The sequence below is a fragment of the Nostoc sp. 'Peltigera membranacea cyanobiont' 210A genome (assembly GCF_002246015.1).
Lineage (GTDB): Bacteria > Cyanobacteriota > Cyanobacteriia > Cyanobacteriales > Nostocaceae > Nostoc.
In genome coordinates this window covers 377,726-394,846 of record NZ_NOLJ01000001.1, presented here as the reverse complement: position 1 = coordinate 394,846, position 17,121 = coordinate 377,726, and the positions used below count along the sequence as shown (strand labels likewise).

Here is a 17,121-nt window from a genome sequence, read left to right as displayed (position 1 = left end):
AACAACTGACAAATGACAACGGACAAATGACAAATGACAAATAAAAAACATTAAAAGGAAGCAGAACTATGGAAATGATGATTGAAGATTTGATGGAGCAATTGATTGAATTGGGTGGCTCGGATATGCATTTATCCGCAGGTTTGCCTCCCTATTTCCGCATCAGTGGCAAACTTACGCCTATAGGTGAGCATGTATTGACAGCCGATCAATGTCAAAGGCTGATTTTTAGTATGCTCAACAACACCCAGCGTAAAACCTTAGAGCAGAACTGGGAGTTGGATTGTTCTTATGGTGTTAAGGGTTTGGCTCGCTTTCGGGTCAATGTTTATAAAGAACGTGGTTCTTATGCTGCTTGTTTACGAGCATTAAGTTCTAAGATTCCTAACTTTGAAAAGTTAGGTTTGCCAGATATCGTGCGGGAAATGACAGATAAGCCCAGAGGGCTAATTCTGGTGACAGGTCCTACAGGTTCCGGCAAGACAACGACCCTAGCGGCAATGATTGACTTGATTAACCGCACCAAGGCAGAGCATATTTTGACGGTGGAAGACCCAATTGAATTTGTCTACGAACCAATTAAAAGTTTGGTTCACCAACGGCAACTAGGTGAAGATACTAAGAGCTTTGCTAATGCTTTGAAAGCAGCTTTGCGGGAAGATCCAGATATTGTTCTGGTAGGGGAAATGCGCGATTTAGAAACGATTTCCTTGGCGATTTCCGCAGCAGAAACAGGACACTTGGTATTTGGTACGCTACACACCAGTTCCGCTGCACAAACGGTTGACCGGATTATTGACGTTTTCCCCCATGAAAGACAAACCCAGGTGCGGGTGCAACTGTCTAACTCGTTAGTGGCGGTATTTAGCCAAACCTTAGTGTCCAAGAAAAGCCCCAAACCTGGTGAGTATGGTCGGGTAATGGCTCAAGAAATTCTGATTGTCACTCCCGCTATTTCTAACTTGATTCGAGAAGGCAAAACATCTCAAATTTACTCAGCTATTCAAACTGGTGGCAAATTGGGGATGCAAACTCTAGAGAAGGTTTTAGCCGATTTTTACAAAAATGGAACCATTTCCTTTGAAGCGGCCATGTCTAAGACTTCTAAGCCAGATGAAATCCAACGTCTCATCGGTACTTCTGTGCCACCACAGGCAGCAGGTGCGAAACCTGGTGCGGCTGCCAAAGCGCATTAAAGGAACTGGGGATGATAAGGGAGTGTGGGGAGATGAGGGAGTGTGGGGAGTGTGGGGAGATGATGAATTTTGCTTCCCTCTCCTCCCACACCCCCCACACCTCCCAATGCCCCATACCCCATGCCCAATTAATAACAACTATTTTGAATTTATTTTATGCCAAACTTCGTTGCCCGTGTTCGGGATTCGCAAGGAAAATCTCGAACCGAAAAAATTGTTGCCGAATCCTTGATACAAGCTCGGACTAATCTCAGAGATCAAGGTTTTGTAATCCAAGAACTCAAGCAATCTCAGGGATTTCAGCCAGATGTTGCCTTCAAAAATTTCCAGAATTCCTTAGTTAAGGTTTCTGTGAAAGACAAAGCCGTTTTTTCGCGTCAATTTGCCGTTTTGATGAATGCGGGAGTTGCGATCGTTAGAAGTCTGGGGGTGCTTTCTGAACAGTGTAGTAATACTAAATTGAAACAAGCCCTTGTGGACATTAGCACCGATGTTCAAAGCGGAATGAATCTTTCAGAGGCAATGCGGAAGCATCCTGACTGTTTTGATGGATTATATGTGAGTATGATTCAAGCTGGCGAAGTTGGTGGTGTTCTAGACGAAGTATTGAATCGTTTAGCTAAGTTGTTAGAAGATGTTGCTCGTCTACAAAACCAAATTAAATCAGCAATGTCTTATCCAACGGTAGTGGGTTTTATCGCAGTTGCGATCTTTCTTGGCATGACTATTTTTCTGATTCCGATTTTCGCCACGATTTTTACACAAATTGGAATCTCATTACCACCTCTAACGCAATTTTTGATGGATGCTAGTAAATTTTTGAGAAGTTGGAATGCTTTGATCCTTCTCGCTGCTCTTATAGGACTAAAAATTGCCTTTACACAATACTCTAAAACTCCTGTTGGTCGCATCACAATTGATCGTCTTTCCCTCAAGATGCCATTGTTTGGTGACTTAATTCAAAAATCTTCAGTTGCCCGCTTTAGCAGGACTTTTGGTTCTTTGACTCGTTCAGGTGTACCAATTTTAACTTGCTTAGAAATTGTCCGAGATACATCAGGAAACCAAGTAATTGCTAATGCCATAGATGCAGCCCGTATGGAGATTCAACAAGGAGGTATGATTAGCATTGCTTTACAACAAAGTGATGGCGTTTTTCCGGCTATGGCAATTCAGATGATTAGTATCGGAGAAGAAACTGGAGAATTAGATGCAATGTTGATGAAAGTTGCTGATTTCTATGAAGATGAAGTTGAGCAAGCAGTAAAAGCAATGACTAGTATTTTAGAACCGGTGATGATTGTAGTTCTAGGGGGAATGGTGGGAACCATTTTGCTAGCGATGTATCTGCCGATGTTTGCGGTATTTGAAAAGCTGGGATAAAGGATTAATAGTTAAGAGTTAAAAGTTAGGAGTTAGGAATAGAAACATTTTATTTCTAACTTTTAACTTCTAACTGATTAATTTTATTCTTAACTGCTAACTACTCACTATTTAATAAACTATGACTGTGCAAAAATCTCAGTACGAAGCGAGTTTGGCAGAGTACAGCAATCATCTAGCTGCGATCGCCTTACTAAAGCAATATCGGCCATACTTGGAGATGATTCCCAGTCTGCGCCGTCCAGATGAAAGTGTCATTACTATACCTTTGCCAATTGTCCGGCTTCGGAATACTGCTACAACAGCCCCACAAACGATTTGCTTACCCTGTGATGTGGCAATTTTGATGTGCGATCCAGAGTGGAAAATCAAAACTGGAGCAGAAATTTTAGTCTTTATTCATCGCGCTCACGAAGATTTTTCTGATTTATTAGGACGTTGGCGACAAACCCAAGTTTGCCTAGACAATGATTATGAGTGGTTGATGCCTCTCCGTCACAGTCATATTTTGAGTGAGGGAGCTAATGCTATATATCCTCTGTTTATCGTTTTTAGTGAGACTTTAGAACGCATCCAAAGAGGTCTTGTGGGAGCCGAACTCCCATTTATTATGCAAACACCAGATTTGCTGGTTGAGGAGAATCTCACAGATATTTTCTCTTCACAAAGTCCACCAGCTTAGGTACTTACAGCAGAATTCAGAATTCAAGAGTAAAATACGCATAATACCTGGCTAACAGACGAATCGTTGTGTACCTCATTAACTTGAAATCTGCTGTATAGTCAAAAAAACATCCCATCCCTGCGGGACGCTCCGCGACGAACGTCAGAATGCAAGTCCTTGCATCTCTATAAATATACTAAGCGTGAAACTACATATTTTTACCCCCGGCTATGCCGTCCCCCTTTTGCTAAACTAGAGGGGTTTTATTATTGCATCTTCATACAAAATTGTTATAAGTACCCACGCAACAGACTTTCACCTCTAACAAACTACAAATTAGCTTGTGACACATCCGTAAAAGGGCCAGTTCTACAAAAATTTATTTTTACTTTTTGAAGAGTAATGAGGATTTAGCAAAGATTCAGTAATCTTACTGTTGCCAATAAATAATTGTCATAGAATTAGAGACATTTAAAAGCAGATACTTTATACTAATGAATCGTTTTTCTCAAAAAACAACGAATTATCAAGAGAGCATTTCACAACAAACTCAGTTGAGTCAGATGTGTGGTTCCAAACGGCTATTTCGCGATCGCTATGAAATACTGCAAGTTTTAGGTAGAGGTGGTTTTGGTGTAACATTTTTAGCCAAAAATGCCGTATTACCTGGGAATCCACTGTGTGTTATTAAACAGCTTTGTCCAAAAGTCACTAGTCCCCAAAGTTGGCAAAGGGCGTGTATGCGCTTTGAAAAAGAAGCAAGAACTTTGGGGCAACTCGGTAGTCATTCGCAAATTCCCATGCTTTTAGACTACTTTCAGGCGAATGGGGAGTTCTTTTTAATTCAAGAATATGTGCCGGGTTTGACTTTGGCGCGAGAAGTGCGGCAAACTGGGCCCAAAAGTGAATCCTCGGTTAAGCAGTTCTTAAAGGAGTTATTACCTGTATTACAGTATCTTCATAAACATCATGTGATTCATCGGGATATTAAGCCTCAGAATTTATTGCGGTGTGAATATGATGGGCGCATAGTGCTGATTGATTTTGGTGCAGTGAAAGAGAAATTAGTTGACGCTTGTGAAAACTCAATCAATCAAGCTGCAAATACAAACTTTATCGGGACTAGGGGATTTGCACCACCAGAACAGTTTTCTCTACGTCCAGTTTATGCCAGCGATATTTATGCACTGGGTGTAACTTGTATTTATATGTTGACTGCTAAAAGTCCTTTAGAATTGGACTACGACCCAAATACTGGTGAAATATCTTGGCAAAAACAGGTAAATGTCAGCAACAGTTTCGCCCAGATTTTAGGAAAAATGGTGAAAATCACCTTAGAGGATCGGTTTAAGACTGCCGATGATGTGATGAAAGCTTTAAGTAGTGAAAGTTATTTGCCTACTTTGGCTAACTGTCTAACTAACCAAAAATTAAATAATAAAAGTATTACACAACACGAAATTACACAAGAAAAAATTACACAACATGAAATTATACAACACGAAAATTATGATGTATATATGCCACCTGTAGCTAGAACTGCTAGTGCCATTCGGAAATGGAGAGCAAGATTCAAGGAAACAAGATAACATATAGCAGAATTCAGAATGGGCTACGCCCCGCTGCGCTAACAGGATTAAAACACCTTTTATACCTGGGTAACAGACTTAGCTTGTATATCGCACCAACTTGAAATCTGCTGTAAGTTGCAGCCTTTTTACCTGAAGTATCAAATGAATAATTAATTATGGGCAATTTAAAATACCCAAAACAAATTTAGTAAGCATTTTAACTATATTTCATAGTCAGTAATGATTCATTAATCAGGGTTTATCTTCAATACTTAGTCAGATGTCGCTTGCCAAGATACAAGCAAAATTACTAGGTTTAAAAGTTCCAAAAAATATTTTTATTCAGATTATTATATAATCGATAGAATAATTAATCTTATGGCTCTCGTAGTTTTCCACAGATGAGGAAGACTGACTATTATTTACAAAAGCTAACTATATAAGTAATTCCCCAATCCCCAGAACAGGGTTTATCTACCACAAGTAAGCGAGAGTCAATTATCTTAAGGGAAAGTTCGGGGCAAACTTAGCCTAAGTTGTCATGCAGTCGCGCCTGTCAGATCATGATCTGCTGCTTAAATCCCGATTGCTCAAATCCCCTGAATCCTAATGGAAAGAAGTTTTGCCAAAGTTGTAGCACCCCGCTGGTGTCACTTTTAAGAAATCGCTTTCGTGTCATCCGAGTCCTTTCAGATGAGGGGGGATTTGGCAGAACCTATCTATCAGAAGACGTAGATAAACTCTATGAACGCTGTGTTATCAAGCAATTAGCTCCAAAATTCCAAGGAACTTGGTCGCAAAAAAAGGCGATGGAGTTGTTTGCCCAAGAAGCGCAGCGACTACAAGACCTTGGGGAACATCCTCAAATTCCGACTTTGATAGCTTACTTTGAGCAAGACGGCTGCCTATATTTGGTGCAGCAGTTTATTAATGGAGATAATTTGTTAAAGGAGTTGCAAGAGCGCAAGGCTTATAACGCTAGAGACATTCAATCTATTTTGCTAGATTTACTACCCATCCTAAAATTTATCCACGATCGCAAAGTTATTCATCGAGACATCAAGCCAGAAAATATTATCCGCAATAAAAATGATGGGCGATTATGCCTGATTGATTTTGGCTCCTCAAAGCAATTTACCGCCAAAGTTCAGCAGAAATCTGGCACATCCATTGGTTCGCATGGTTATTCTCCCCTAGAACAAATTAGAGATGGGAAAGCTTTCCCCGCCAGCGACTTGTTCGGTGTGGGGGCTACCTGCTTTCATCTGCTAACGGGAAATTCGCCATTTCAGTTGTGGATGGAATCTGGATACGCCTGGGTAAGTAATTGGCGAGAATATTTGCGGAGTCCGATAAATCCTGAGTTGGATTTTGTCATCGACAAGCTTTTAAAAAAAGATATCCAGGAACGTTACCAGTCAGCCGAAGAAGTCCTGAGAGACTTGACTCCCAAACAACTCCTCGCCCTGCCCCCGGCGGGTAAATCATCTGGAAAATTACCACCAACTAAAGCACCAGCTTTACCAAAAAGTTATCCCTTACTGAGAATTTTAATCTTGGTAAGTGCTTTCATTCTGTTATTTGGATTCAGCGAATCTTGGTATAAAAATTTTCGCCGGATTCAAACCAGTTTGGTCTCTAGGTTGATTCAACAAAATAGTCCTAGTAAAAATGATGCGATTTTGAGTCAGATTAGCTTGGGTAAGGTTTCCTTGGATAACACCCTCCAAGGACACGAAAACTCAGTTTTATCTGTCGCCATCAGCCCTGATGGTAAAACCATAGCTAGCAGTGGCGACGATCGCACAATCAAACTTTGGAATCTGGCAACCGGAAAACTAATCTCTTCACTCAACGGGCATTCTCAGCAGGTGAATGTCGTAGTAATTAGTCCAGATGGCAAACTTCTAGTTAGTGCCAGTGATGACAACACGATTAAAATCTGGAATTTGGCAACGCGCAAACAAATTCGCACTCTTATAGGGCATTCTGACTCAGTTCATGCCTTAGCCATCAGTGCTGATAGCGAGACTTTAGTTACTGGCAGTGATGACAACACGATAAAAATCTGGGATTTGGCAACAGGAGAGCAAATTCGGACACTAGCAGGGCATACATTCTGGGTGCGATCAGTGGCTATTAGTCCTAATGGTGTGATTCTGGCCAGTGGCAGTTTTGACAAAACGATCAAAATCTGGAATCTAGCAAAAGGATACCCAATCCGCACACTAGAAGGAAATTCTCAAACAGTGACAACTGTGGCTATTAGCCCAAATGGTAAAACTTTAGCCAGTGCTAGCCGCGATCGCACCATCAAACTTTGGAATTTAGCTACCGGAAGAGAACTTCGCACCCTAGCGGGACATGGCAACACTGTCACATCCGTAGCCTTCAGTGCCGATGGTAAAATTATTGCTAGTGGTAGCCGCGATCGCACTATTAAACTGTGGAATACAGCTACAGGAGAAGAAATTCTCACATTAGCGGGGCACACCAACACCGTCACATCTGTTACCTTCACTCCCGATGGCAAAACCCTTGTTAGCGGTAGTGAAGATAACACGATTAAGATTTGGCGGTTGTCTCAGTGAGTGGGGATTAATAAACCTCTTGCAAGAAGTCCCCTAACACNCCACCCCCAACCCCTCCCCGCAGGCGGGGAGGGGAGAATTTGATGTAAGTCAAATGCGGGGTGGGGTTCTTTTTTGGATTTATGCAAGAAGTCTAAGGATTAAAGCAATACGGTTCAGTTAAGGCTACTGGCAAAAATTTTGGGTTTTTGAGACGCGATAAATCGCCGTCTCTACAAGTGTTTTGGGCTTATCTGAACTGTATTGAGGATTAAAGGAGAGTTAGAATCTCGTTCATCCACCTTTGAACTGGATGAATCCACCTCAGAACTCCGTTCATCCACCTTTTAATCTCAAACCATTCCCCAGTCTCCAGTACCCGATCCCCAATTGCGATAAACTGTCTCAAATGGGGAGGGGTAATAATGAGCAGCATCACCAACCATCGCCGCGATCGCAGGTTTGGAATTAAAATAACAAAGCTGTTTTCGGGTTGGCAGCAAGTATTTGGAGAAGCACGCACCCGGATTTTGCTCTGGTACTTGCTGATTTTGGGGATAACATTTCTCATCGCCATTCCCGCCTTTCGCTATAAGCTCTACCACCGCATTGATGAGCGAGTTCGTCAAGATATGGTAGAAGATATGGCGGCTTTTAATGCCTTAATTAAAGGTGAAACCTTTGCTACAGAGGATGCACTGACTGAGGACGATCCAGAAGACATAGTAATTGGCCCAGAGCAATTGAAATGGTTGCTGGCCGGAAAAAAACAAATCACTCCTCCCACTTCCAAAGAAGATTTGATTAAGCTTTTCAGAGCTTATCTGTTATATCGACTACCAGAGGATGATTCTTATTTCATCACCTTTGTTGATGGTGAATTTTATAAATCTAGCCCTAGAGCGCGTCCCAAACCACTTGCCAAGGACTCACAACTCATGGAACGGTGGGCAAAACAAACTAAACCAGAACAGGGAGAAAAAGAATTTTCTGACCCGGATCTCAGTAAAATCCTTTATATGGTGGAACCGATTAAAATTAATGGAAAAACGCGAGGTGTCTTTGTTGTTGCCCATAATACAGATGGTGAGCGAGCAGAGACACTAGAAGCAGTTTCTGTAATTATTGAAGTTTCTAGTTTTGTGTTTGTGGTGTCGTTCATTCTGGCGTGGTTGGCGGCGGGACGGGTGCTAGCTCCCCTACGGACAATTACTACCACTGCCCATGCAATTAGTGAGTCAGATTTAACCCAGCGCTTACCTGCACGAGGTAAGGGAGAACTGGCAGAACTAGCAACGACATTCAACGAAATGATGGACAGACTAGAGGCAGCTTTTGCCACCCAGCGAGAATTTGTCAACGATGCGGGGCATGAACTCAGGACTCCCATTACCATAATTCGCGGACATTTGGAACTGATGGGAGATGACCCTCAAGAGCAACAGGAAACCTTGGCACTAGTTATCGGAGAATTAGACCGGATGAGTCGTCTGGTGGATGACATGATTTTGCTGGCAAAGGCAGAACGCTTAGATTTTTTGCAGTTGGCGACGGTGAATGTAGCAGAATTAACCCAAGAGTTATTTATTAAAGCCCAGACTCTGGCAGAGCGAGATTGGCAAATAGATGCGGTGGCAAAGGGTCAGATTATAGTCGATCGCCAGAGAATTACTGAGGCTGTAATGAATTTAGCCCAGAATGCGACTCAGCATACTGGAAAGAATGATACTATTTCCATAGGTTCTGCGATCGCTAAAGGAAAAGTGCGTTTCTGGGTACGCGATACAGGCGAAGGTATTCCGCTTATCGATCAAAAACGGATTTTTGAACGTTTTGCTCGAACTCATAACAGTCGTCGTCGTTCCGAGGGTGCGGGATTGGGGCTGTCAATTGTCCGAGCGATCGCACAGGCGCATGGTGGACAGGTATTGCTTCGGAGTCAACTAGAAAAAGGTTCGATGTTTAGTATCGTTTTACCCCTCGATCCCCCGCAAGAAATGAGTGCTTATGCCCAACATTCTCATCGCTGAAGATGAACCCCGCATTGCCTCATTTATTGAGAAAGGATTGCGATCGCAAGGTTTTACAACGACAACAGTTGCCGACGGACTGTATGTGGTGGATGTTGTTCACAGTGGAGTTTTTGACTTACTAATTTTGGATTTGGGATTACCTGGAAAAGATGGATTTCAGGTATTAGAAGAACTGCGGGGACAGGGAGAAGATTTGCCTGTAATTATTCTCTCGGCTCGGAATGACATTCACGATAAAGTCGCTGGACTAGAAGGAGGCGCGGATGATTATGTCACCAAACCTTTCCGATTTGAAGAACTTCTGGCGCGGGTAAAGTTGCGTTTGCGATCTGCTAGGCCAGTGAGAGATACCCAAGAGTTTATCCTCACAGCGGGTAATGTGGTACTCGATTTGCGGACTCGACGGGTAAAAGTAGGCGATCGCTTTATAGAATTACCTGCTCGTGAATTTACAATGGCAGAAATGTTTTGTCGTCATCCCGGACAAGTTATTAGTCGAGAACAGCTACTAGATTACGTTTGGGGCTACGACTATAATCCAGGTTCTAATATTGTTGATGTCTATGTTGGTTATCTCCGCAAGAAACTAGGCAGCAACCTCATTGAAACCGTTAGAGGGATGGGTTATTGCTTGCGAATATAATACCATTTTGGATAAAACATACAGATAGACAATTATGCAGTACCAAATTTTTGTTCAAACTCAAAAAGATAATTTTGTGGCATCAGTAGTTGGGATGCCAAATGTAATGGTTGAGGCTAATACAGAAGAGGAAGCAATCTCAAAGGTTAAATCTGCGCTACAAGCGCAATTAGCGACAGGTAAGTTTGTGACGATTGAAGTTAATCCAAAAGAAATTCCTCATCAACAAATAACTCAGATGAAGTATGCAGGAATATTTGCTAACGACCCAACATTTGACGATTTCATGGAGAAACTATCTGTTATCCGCAAAGAATTAAATGCAACTAAAGATGAGTAATGGCGATTTATATTTTAGATACAGACCACTTGAGTCTTTATGGACGAAATCACCCCATCCTCATTGCAAAGCTATTAGCAGCTAATATACAACTAACAACAACTGCGATTAATGTTGAAGAACAATTAAGAGGTCCTTTGGCTCAAGTTGCTGAAGCAAAAGAGGGAGTTTTACAATCAAATACTTATCAGCGACTGGTTGAAACAGTTATGCTACTGTCTGAATTTAATATTCTTCACTATGATGAAAAATCCCAAGAGATTTATCAAAAATTCAGAAATCAACGCATTTGCATCGGGACTCAAGATTTACGCATTGCGTCGATAGTCCTTGCTAATAAAGGAATCCTGTTAACGAGAAATATGCGAGATTTTGAGAAAGTTCGAGGACTTACTATCCAAGATTGGTCAACTTAAGCTTTTTATCTAATTTTATGCATGGCTCGTCGGTTTTTTGATGGATGACTTTCTCAATGACATCAGCAAGCTTGTGAAAGTTACAGCCGAGGAGTATCAGCAAGCAAAACAGGAACTACAAACGGCGGAAAAATTACGCTTATACATTATCGTTGGTAGCCTGTCACTATCAATTGCGATCGCCACATTACTAGCAATTTACACCAGCCGCGCTATTGCTCGTCCCATTCAAGCTGTTACCCATATTGCCCAACAGGTTACAGAAGAATCTAACTTCGATTTACAAGCACCCGTCACGACTAATGATGAAGTTGGCATCTTAGCTACTTCCCTCAATCGTCTTATCCAGGAAGTTCAGCAACTCATAAAAGCTCAAAAGGATAGTAACGAACAGCTAGAAGTATATAGCCAGATTCTAGAAAAGAAAGTGCGTGAACGGACGCAGGAGTTAGATGAAAAAAATCAACGCTTAGAATTAGCGTTAGCGGAACTGCGTCACACCCAGGCACAAATCGTAGAAAATGAACAGGGTAAGTAGGGATTACCCGCTAATCAAACTATACTGTTTAGTTGATTTCTGCAACGAGTTAGCTCTGATTGCGCGAAACATCCCGAATCGGCACAGACCCGCGCTGAATGCTAGCCGCATCAGTAGGAGGGTAGGTACTTCTCGCAGAGATTTAATAAAACCAGATAGACCAAAACGCACCAATCCCTCTGGTCGAGTCACTCCTTGCCAGATGGAATCTAGCCAAGAAGGAAGTGTTTGTTTCGTCCAGTCTGTCGTTATCACTTCCCCCTCGACTAATCCCGTGGCTGCCAAAAGCTCGGAAAAGCCTTCAATACTGGAAAAAGCCGGATGCGACCACTGATCTAATAGTTGCCGCATTACCCGTTTCTCCCAAAAATTGAGTGGTTTTTGGCGATCGTCTCTCTGATTCCAGTCGGCTAAAACCATCACTCCACCGGGTTTTAGCACCCGTATCAACTCTCTGGCAAAAATGGCTTTATCTGGCATATGTGGCCCAGCTTCAATCGACCAAACTACATCAAAACTGGCATCTGGGAAAGAAAGTGCCATCGCATCATCCACAAGAAACCGCACATTAAGATCCTCTTGGGTTAACTGCTGGGCGCGTTGGACTTGTTGGGGACTAATGGTAATACCTGTGACTGCAAAACCGTAATCTCGTGCCAAGATGCGACTGCTACCTCCAATTCCACAGCCAACATCTAAGACAGTGGTGCCAGGGGGTAATTTATCTAAACCACCCCAACGTACCATTTCATGCACAAAGTCAGATTTAGCAGTGAGAAAATCCTTTCGTTGTGGTGGCGAACCATAATGACCTAAGTGGATATGTTCACCCCAGTAGAATTCCAAAATACCGTCTTCAGTCCATTCGTCATAGGAATTGGCTACGGAGTTAGATGATTGATAAGGTCTGGCAGTAATTAGATACAACGCTAGCAAGAGCGTCATTAGTGCCAAGAAAACTCCCAGCGTCGAAAAAAACCAACTCATAGAAATAAAACCTTAATCTTTTCTAACAAGTTTATCCAATTGTTAGACTGCAAGCTGTCCAATTTTCTCACCGAAGCAGTGCTGAGTTAGCGATGTTAAAACCATTCATACAAATGGAGGGTTTTGAAACCTAAACTTTCAGTTACCCTAAAGTTAGTTGCCTAATTAATATTGATTGTTCCATAACATAGAATAGATGACTGAACAAACTTCTAGAATTTGTATCCTTGGTGGAGGCTTTGGTGGTCTCTACACAGCCCTGCGGTTAAGCCAATTACCTTGGGAATCTACGCAAAAACCCGAAATTGTTCTAGTAGATCAAAGCGATCGCTTCCTATTCTCTCCTTTACTTTACGAATTACTCACTGGCGAACTGCAAACGTGGGAAATTGCCCCACCCTTTGAAGAACTTTTACAAGGCACAGGGGTGCGTTTTTATCAAGGGGTTGTGTCTGGAATTGATATCGACCAGCAACGGGTAAATATCCAAGAAGGGCCAGAAATCCCTTACGACCGATTAGTGCTGGCGCTAGGAGGTGAGACACCGCTAGATTTAGTCCCTGGTGCGGCAGCCTACGCCTACACATTCCGCACCATCTCTGATGCCTATCGTTTAGAAGAACGCCTGCGATTTTTAGAAGAATCGGATGCTGATAAAATTCGGGTAGCGATCGTTGGGGCTGGCTACAGTGGTGTAGAGTTAGCTTGTAAATTAGCCGACAGACTAGGCGAAAGAGGACGCTTTCGGATCGTTGAAATCGCCGACCAAATTTTGCGAACTTCCCCAGAGTTTAATCGGGAAGCAGCAAAGAAAGCAATAGATGCGCGTGGTGTGTTTCTTGACTTAGAAACCAAAATCGAATCAATCGAGCAAAATAGCATTTCCCTAGAGTACAAAAACCAGTTAGACACGATTCCGGTGGATTTGGTAATTTGGACTGTGGGAACTAGGGTTGCGCCTGTAGTAAATTCTCTTCCTCTCAAGCAAAATCAGCGCGGTCAAATCACCACTACATCCAATCTGCAAGTCCTCGATCATCCAGAAATCTTTGCCTTGGGAGATTTAGCAGACTGTCATGATGCTGAAGGACAGCAAGTCCCCGCTACCGCACAAGCGGCTTTTCAACAAGCTGATTATACTGCCTGGAATATCTGGGCAACTTTGACTAATCGCCCCCTCCTTCCCTTCCACTACCAACAGTTAGGAGAAATGATGGCACTAGGAATAGACAACGCCACTCTCACTGGTTTGGGAATTAAACTAGATGGCCCCTTGGCATACGTCGCTCGTCGTGCTGCTTATTTATATAGATTGCCAACTTTAGACCATCAGTTGAAAGTTGGTTTTAATTGGCTATTCCGTCCGATTATAGAAACACTTTCTCGGTAACTTTCAACGTTGGGAATTGGGCATTGGTAAAAAACCAATACATTTACGATGATTTGTTTAATTTCCGCCAATCTACTTAGCAGATGCTAGACTCTACCCACAGAAGCTCTTAACAAGCCAAAATCTAAAATTCAACATTCAAAATTTTCAAACTTTAATGGAACAACCGAAAGTTATTTTTTTAGATGCTGTGGGTACACTCTTCGATGTCAAAGGTAGTGTGGGCGAAGTTTATAGTCAGATAGCCCAGGAATTTGGCGTTACAGTTTCAGGCGAAACATTGAATACAGCTTTCATACAAAGCTTTAAAACAGCGCCGCCGCCGATATTTCCAGATGCAGAACTGCAAGATATTCCCCAGCGCGAGTTTGATTGGTGGCGGATAATTGCTCTGAACACTTTTGAAAGGGCAGGTGTTCTCAAGGAATTTTCTGACTTTTCGGCTTTTTTTAGCGAACTTTACATTCACTTTGGTACTGGCGAACCGTGGTTTGTCTATCCCGATGTTTTACCAGCTTTAATTAACTGGCGGCGATTGGGAGTTAGCCTGGGGGTGCTGTCTAATTTTGATTCTCGGATTTACTCAGTATTGCAAAGTTTGGGATTGAGAGAGTTTTTTACCTCCGTCACCATTTCTACGCAGGTACGTGCAGCTAAACCCGACCCGCAAATTTTTGCCATTGCCTTAGACAAACATAAATGTTCGCCAGAGGCGGCATGGCATATCGGCGATAGCATTGTAGAAGACTATCACGGAGCTAAAGCCGCTGGACTCAGAGGCGTTTGGATTAACCGTCAGTAGCTCGCAAACTTTCATAAACCTGCTGAAAAATCATGGTTTCAGCCCACGTGCATCATAAGGCTAACAGGGTTTGTTAAGAGCGATGCCTGGGTTAGGCTGGGTCTACGCCCCAAAACGCAAATAGCACTTGGTAAGACATTTGCGATGGGATGCTATTTCATTTTTAGATGAGGAGATTTTTATTACCCGCAAAAAACGCAGTAATAGGAGTGTTCACCCGTTGCCTGTGGATGAAATCGAGGCATTGAAACAATTAAAAGAATTAATTATTGATGGTAATTACGTTTTTGTTGGGGAAAGGGTAGAGAAATTAACTTCTCTAAACCTAAAAAGTTTATTAAATATCTCTTAAATCTCTTAACTGTCTTAACTGTCCTTGCATCTTGAACAGCGCTCGTCAGACAATACTGAAGCTTTAGCCAAAAAATCAATTTCATGAAAAAACTACTCATTCGTGCTTTTATAGCAATCGTACTAACTATAGGACTAGTAACAAGTAGTATAAGTATCGCCAACGCAGAGGAAAAAGCAACAGCAACAATTGGTTGAGTCGATGGGGGATATTATTCCCCGCACCTCTCAGTTAGATCCGTGCGTACCCGTTTCCGTGTACACGGCTCCCGATGTTCTTAGCTTGCGCTTTTGCTCATGTGTTTGTAATCGTGGCAACTCTCGTGAATTGCTTCAAGATTACTTTTCTTCCAGTTGGCATGATTTCCGTCGATGTGGTGCAGGTGTACCTTTTCTTCATCAATGAATTTCAAACCGCAGGAGGCACATTTATGGTTTTGCTTCTTAAGAGCTTTAGAGGTTTCGCCATCGTAGAGCTTGCTTCTGCGTTCGCTCCAGTAGGCTATATTTCCGTCATAGGGGGATTTTATTCCTTGAACCATGACGTGTTTATTTTCGGAGTAGGGAACTGCTGGGAGTGCTTTGTCTAGTAGTTTCTTACTAGAGTAGCGGTTTTGCTTGGTTTCCTTGTTGAATACCGTGTAAGCTCTTTTTTGGATGTGGTATAACGAGTTTCTAGACCCGTCCATCTTGCAGAACTTATGGTAATTTCTCCAACCTCTTACTACTGGGGCTAATTTCTCAGCCTTTGTGGTAGCACCATAATTCGAGTTGTTGATGATGTGTTTTACTTTCTTACGAAAAGCTTTAAAGTTGTCCACTGAGGGAATACTTCTGAACTTTCCGTTTTTCTGGACTTTAAAGTGCCAGCCGAGGAAATCAAACCCATCTGTCGCGGCGGTAACTTTGGTTTTCTTTTGGCTTACATTCATTCCGCGTTTGCGGAGGAACTCGCTGATTCTTTCAAGTATCTCTATCGCATCGTCTTCGGGTCGAAGTATAATAACCATGTCATCCGCGTATCGGACTGATGGTTCGACAATTTTCTCGGACGAGGTTTTCGGTGTGATACTTCTACTGTTTTTGTATTCGGCGTGGTATCTGTGAATACTCTCAATCCCGTTGAGCGCGATGTTAGCTAGTAACGGACTGACCACTCCCCCTTGAGGTGTTCCTTGTTCGGGGAATTCTGGGTTTACTCCTGCCTTAAGGCATCGGAAGATACCGAGTTTTAAGCCTTTGGGGGCAATGAGTTCGTCCATTATTGCTGAGTGGTTAATCCTGTCGAAGCATTTTTCGATATCGAGTTCAATAACTCGTTTTTCTATTCCTTTGCAGGAGGAACGTAGGTTATTGTAGATGTATTTTTGAGCATCATGGGCAGAGCGCCCAGTTCTAAACCCGTAGCTCCTGGCGTGGAACGTTGCTTCGTGTGCTGCTTCTAGTGCATATTTTGCGAGGCATTGCCAAGCTCTATCCGCGATGGTTGGTATTTTAAGCATTCTGGTAGTCCCGTCCTTTTTAGGGATGGGGATTTCCCGTAGTCCTTGATGCTTCCAGTTTCCACTATTCATTTTCAGTAGTTCTTCAAGATTGAAGCGTTCTTCAAATGAGAGGGATTTCTTACCATCAATACCAGCCGTCTTTTTACCAGCATTTAGCTGAGATACAAGTCTAATTGCAAGAAATCGAGCCGAGGTGGATTTTAGAATAAGCTTTTGGAGTGACCTAGCTTTCCGTTTGTCTCCAACTTGAACGGCTTTGTACACGCGCTTTTGAAGGCGGAAAAGGTTACGGCGGAACTTCTTCCACGGTAAAGCTTTCCAAGATTCACTGGTTTTACAACTGTGTCTAATCATTTTCTCTTCTAGAGTTTGTGTATTCTGAACACCTCAGACCAATTACGGTCTGTCCTACCCGACTTGCGAGGATTCCGCTTCTCGTCTAGCCTACCTGGGGTTCGACTGCCCCAAGACCCGCAACTCGTTTTTATTCGTTCCCTCGGAGAGATTGATAGTTCCTTTTAGATGTAGCCAATTCAACTACTGGATTCCCTGGACTCTTGCCTGTTACTTCAGAATATTTTGGCGGGAATGAATCTCCAGTGAGGTCAGGGATTTTGTGTTGCGCCCTGCCTTGCAGTAAGTCGCTTTTATAGGCTCTGTTTCATCGTGGGAACTCCCTATTAGCGCCAGTGTCAACCCGCAACGGTCGTCTGATTGCGCCCTGTTCCCAGC

14 protein-coding genes and 1 pseudogene are annotated in these 17,121 nt (G+C 42.6%); 13 read left to right on the top strand and 2 right to left on the bottom strand.

From position 1 onward, the window contains the following. Positions 1 to 65 precede the first annotated feature (65 nt). The 10 genes and pseudogenes from CDG76_RS01665 to CDG76_RS01620 all read left to right on the top strand — a co-directional run. Positions 66 to 1,196, top strand: a pseudogene (locus CDG76_RS01665) (type IV pilus twitching motility protein PilT); the annotation flags it as partial. Positions 1,197 to 1,352: 156 nt separating this feature from the next. Next, entirely contained in the window at positions 1,353 to 2,579 is a 1,227-nt protein-coding gene (locus CDG76_RS01660) for a type II secretion system F family protein (RefSeq protein ID WP_094347366.1), read from the top strand. A gap of 121 nt (positions 2,580 to 2,700) precedes the next feature. Next, positions 2,701 to 3,261, top strand: coding sequence for a hypothetical protein (locus CDG76_RS01655; protein ID WP_094347365.1), 561 nt, complete (start codon positions 2,701 to 2,703; stop codon positions 3,259 to 3,261). A 476-nt stretch (positions 3,262 to 3,737) separates the two neighbouring features. Further along, a complete protein-coding gene (locus CDG76_RS01650) occupies positions 3,738 to 4,832 on the top strand; it encodes a serine/threonine-protein kinase (RefSeq protein ID WP_094347364.1) in 1,095 nt (364 codons plus the stop codon). Between the two features lie 545 nt (positions 4,833 to 5,377). Beyond that, the gene (locus tag CDG76_RS01645; RefSeq protein WP_094347363.1) at positions 5,378 to 7,405 is read left to right on the top strand and encodes a serine/threonine-protein kinase; all 2,028 of its coding nucleotides are present in this window, start codon (positions 5,378 to 5,380) and stop codon (positions 7,403 to 7,405) included. Positions 7,406 to 7,809: 404 nt separating this feature from the next. Continuing rightward, the gene (locus CDG76_RS01640; RefSeq protein ID WP_094347362.1) at positions 7,810 to 9,414 is read left to right on the top strand and encodes a sensor histidine kinase; all 1,605 of its coding nucleotides are present in this window, start codon (positions 7,810 to 7,812) and stop codon (positions 9,412 to 9,414) included. After that, complete coding sequence (locus CDG76_RS01635) at positions 9,392 to 10,060, top strand: response regulator transcription factor (RefSeq protein WP_094347361.1); 669 nt, start codon at positions 9,392 to 9,394, stop codon at positions 10,058 to 10,060. Before CDG76_RS01640 ends, CDG76_RS01635 begins: the two co-directional genes overlap by 23 nt. Positions 10,061 to 10,094: 34 nt before the next feature. Further along, positions 10,095 to 10,400, top strand: coding sequence for a type II toxin-antitoxin system HicB family antitoxin (locus CDG76_RS01630; RefSeq protein WP_094347360.1), 306 nt, complete (start codon positions 10,095 to 10,097; stop codon positions 10,398 to 10,400). Further along, positions 10,400 to 10,816, top strand: a complete 417-nt coding sequence (locus CDG76_RS01625) for a type II toxin-antitoxin system VapC family toxin (protein ID WP_094347359.1) — start codon at positions 10,400 to 10,402, stop codon at positions 10,814 to 10,816. The genes CDG76_RS01630 and CDG76_RS01625 overlap by 1 nt, the downstream gene beginning before the upstream one ends. Positions 10,817 to 10,856: 40 nt before the next feature. Beyond that, positions 10,857 to 11,354, top strand: coding sequence for a HAMP domain-containing protein (locus tag CDG76_RS01620; RefSeq protein WP_223265098.1), 498 nt, complete (start codon positions 10,857 to 10,859; stop codon positions 11,352 to 11,354). A 3-nt stretch (positions 11,355 to 11,357) separates the two neighbouring features. On the opposite strand, the gene CDG76_RS01615 is transcribed toward CDG76_RS01620, so the two are convergent. After that, the gene (locus tag CDG76_RS01615; protein WP_094347358.1) at positions 11,358 to 12,341 is read right to left on the bottom strand and encodes a methyltransferase domain-containing protein; all 984 of its coding nucleotides are present in this window, start codon (positions 12,339 to 12,341) and stop codon (positions 11,358 to 11,360) included. A gap of 196 nt (positions 12,342 to 12,537) precedes the next feature. Between CDG76_RS01615 and CDG76_RS01610 the strand changes: the two genes are divergently transcribed. The 3 genes from CDG76_RS01610 (at position 12,538) to CDG76_RS01600 (ending at position 14,885) form a co-directional block, all read left to right on the top strand. After that, positions 12,538 to 13,731, top strand: coding sequence for an NAD(P)/FAD-dependent oxidoreductase (locus CDG76_RS01610; RefSeq protein WP_094347357.1), 1,194 nt, complete (start codon positions 12,538 to 12,540; stop codon positions 13,729 to 13,731). A 157-nt stretch (positions 13,732 to 13,888) separates the two neighbouring features. After that, positions 13,889 to 14,533: an HAD-IA family hydrolase gene (locus CDG76_RS01605; RefSeq protein ID WP_094347356.1), complete on the top strand. Its 645-nt coding sequence runs from the start codon at positions 13,889 to 13,891 to the stop codon at positions 14,531 to 14,533. 127 nt (positions 14,534 to 14,660) lie between these two features. Further along, positions 14,661 to 14,885, top strand: coding sequence for a hypothetical protein (locus CDG76_RS01600; protein ID WP_190240725.1), 225 nt, complete (start codon positions 14,661 to 14,663; stop codon positions 14,883 to 14,885). Between the two features lie 277 nt (positions 14,886 to 15,162). On the opposite strand, the gene CDG76_RS01595 is transcribed toward CDG76_RS01600, so the two are convergent. Beyond that, complete coding sequence (locus CDG76_RS01595) at positions 15,163 to 16,743, bottom strand: group II intron reverse transcriptase/maturase (protein WP_094347231.1); 1,581 nt, start codon at positions 16,741 to 16,743, stop codon at positions 15,163 to 15,165. Positions 16,744 to 17,121 lie beyond the last annotated feature (378 nt).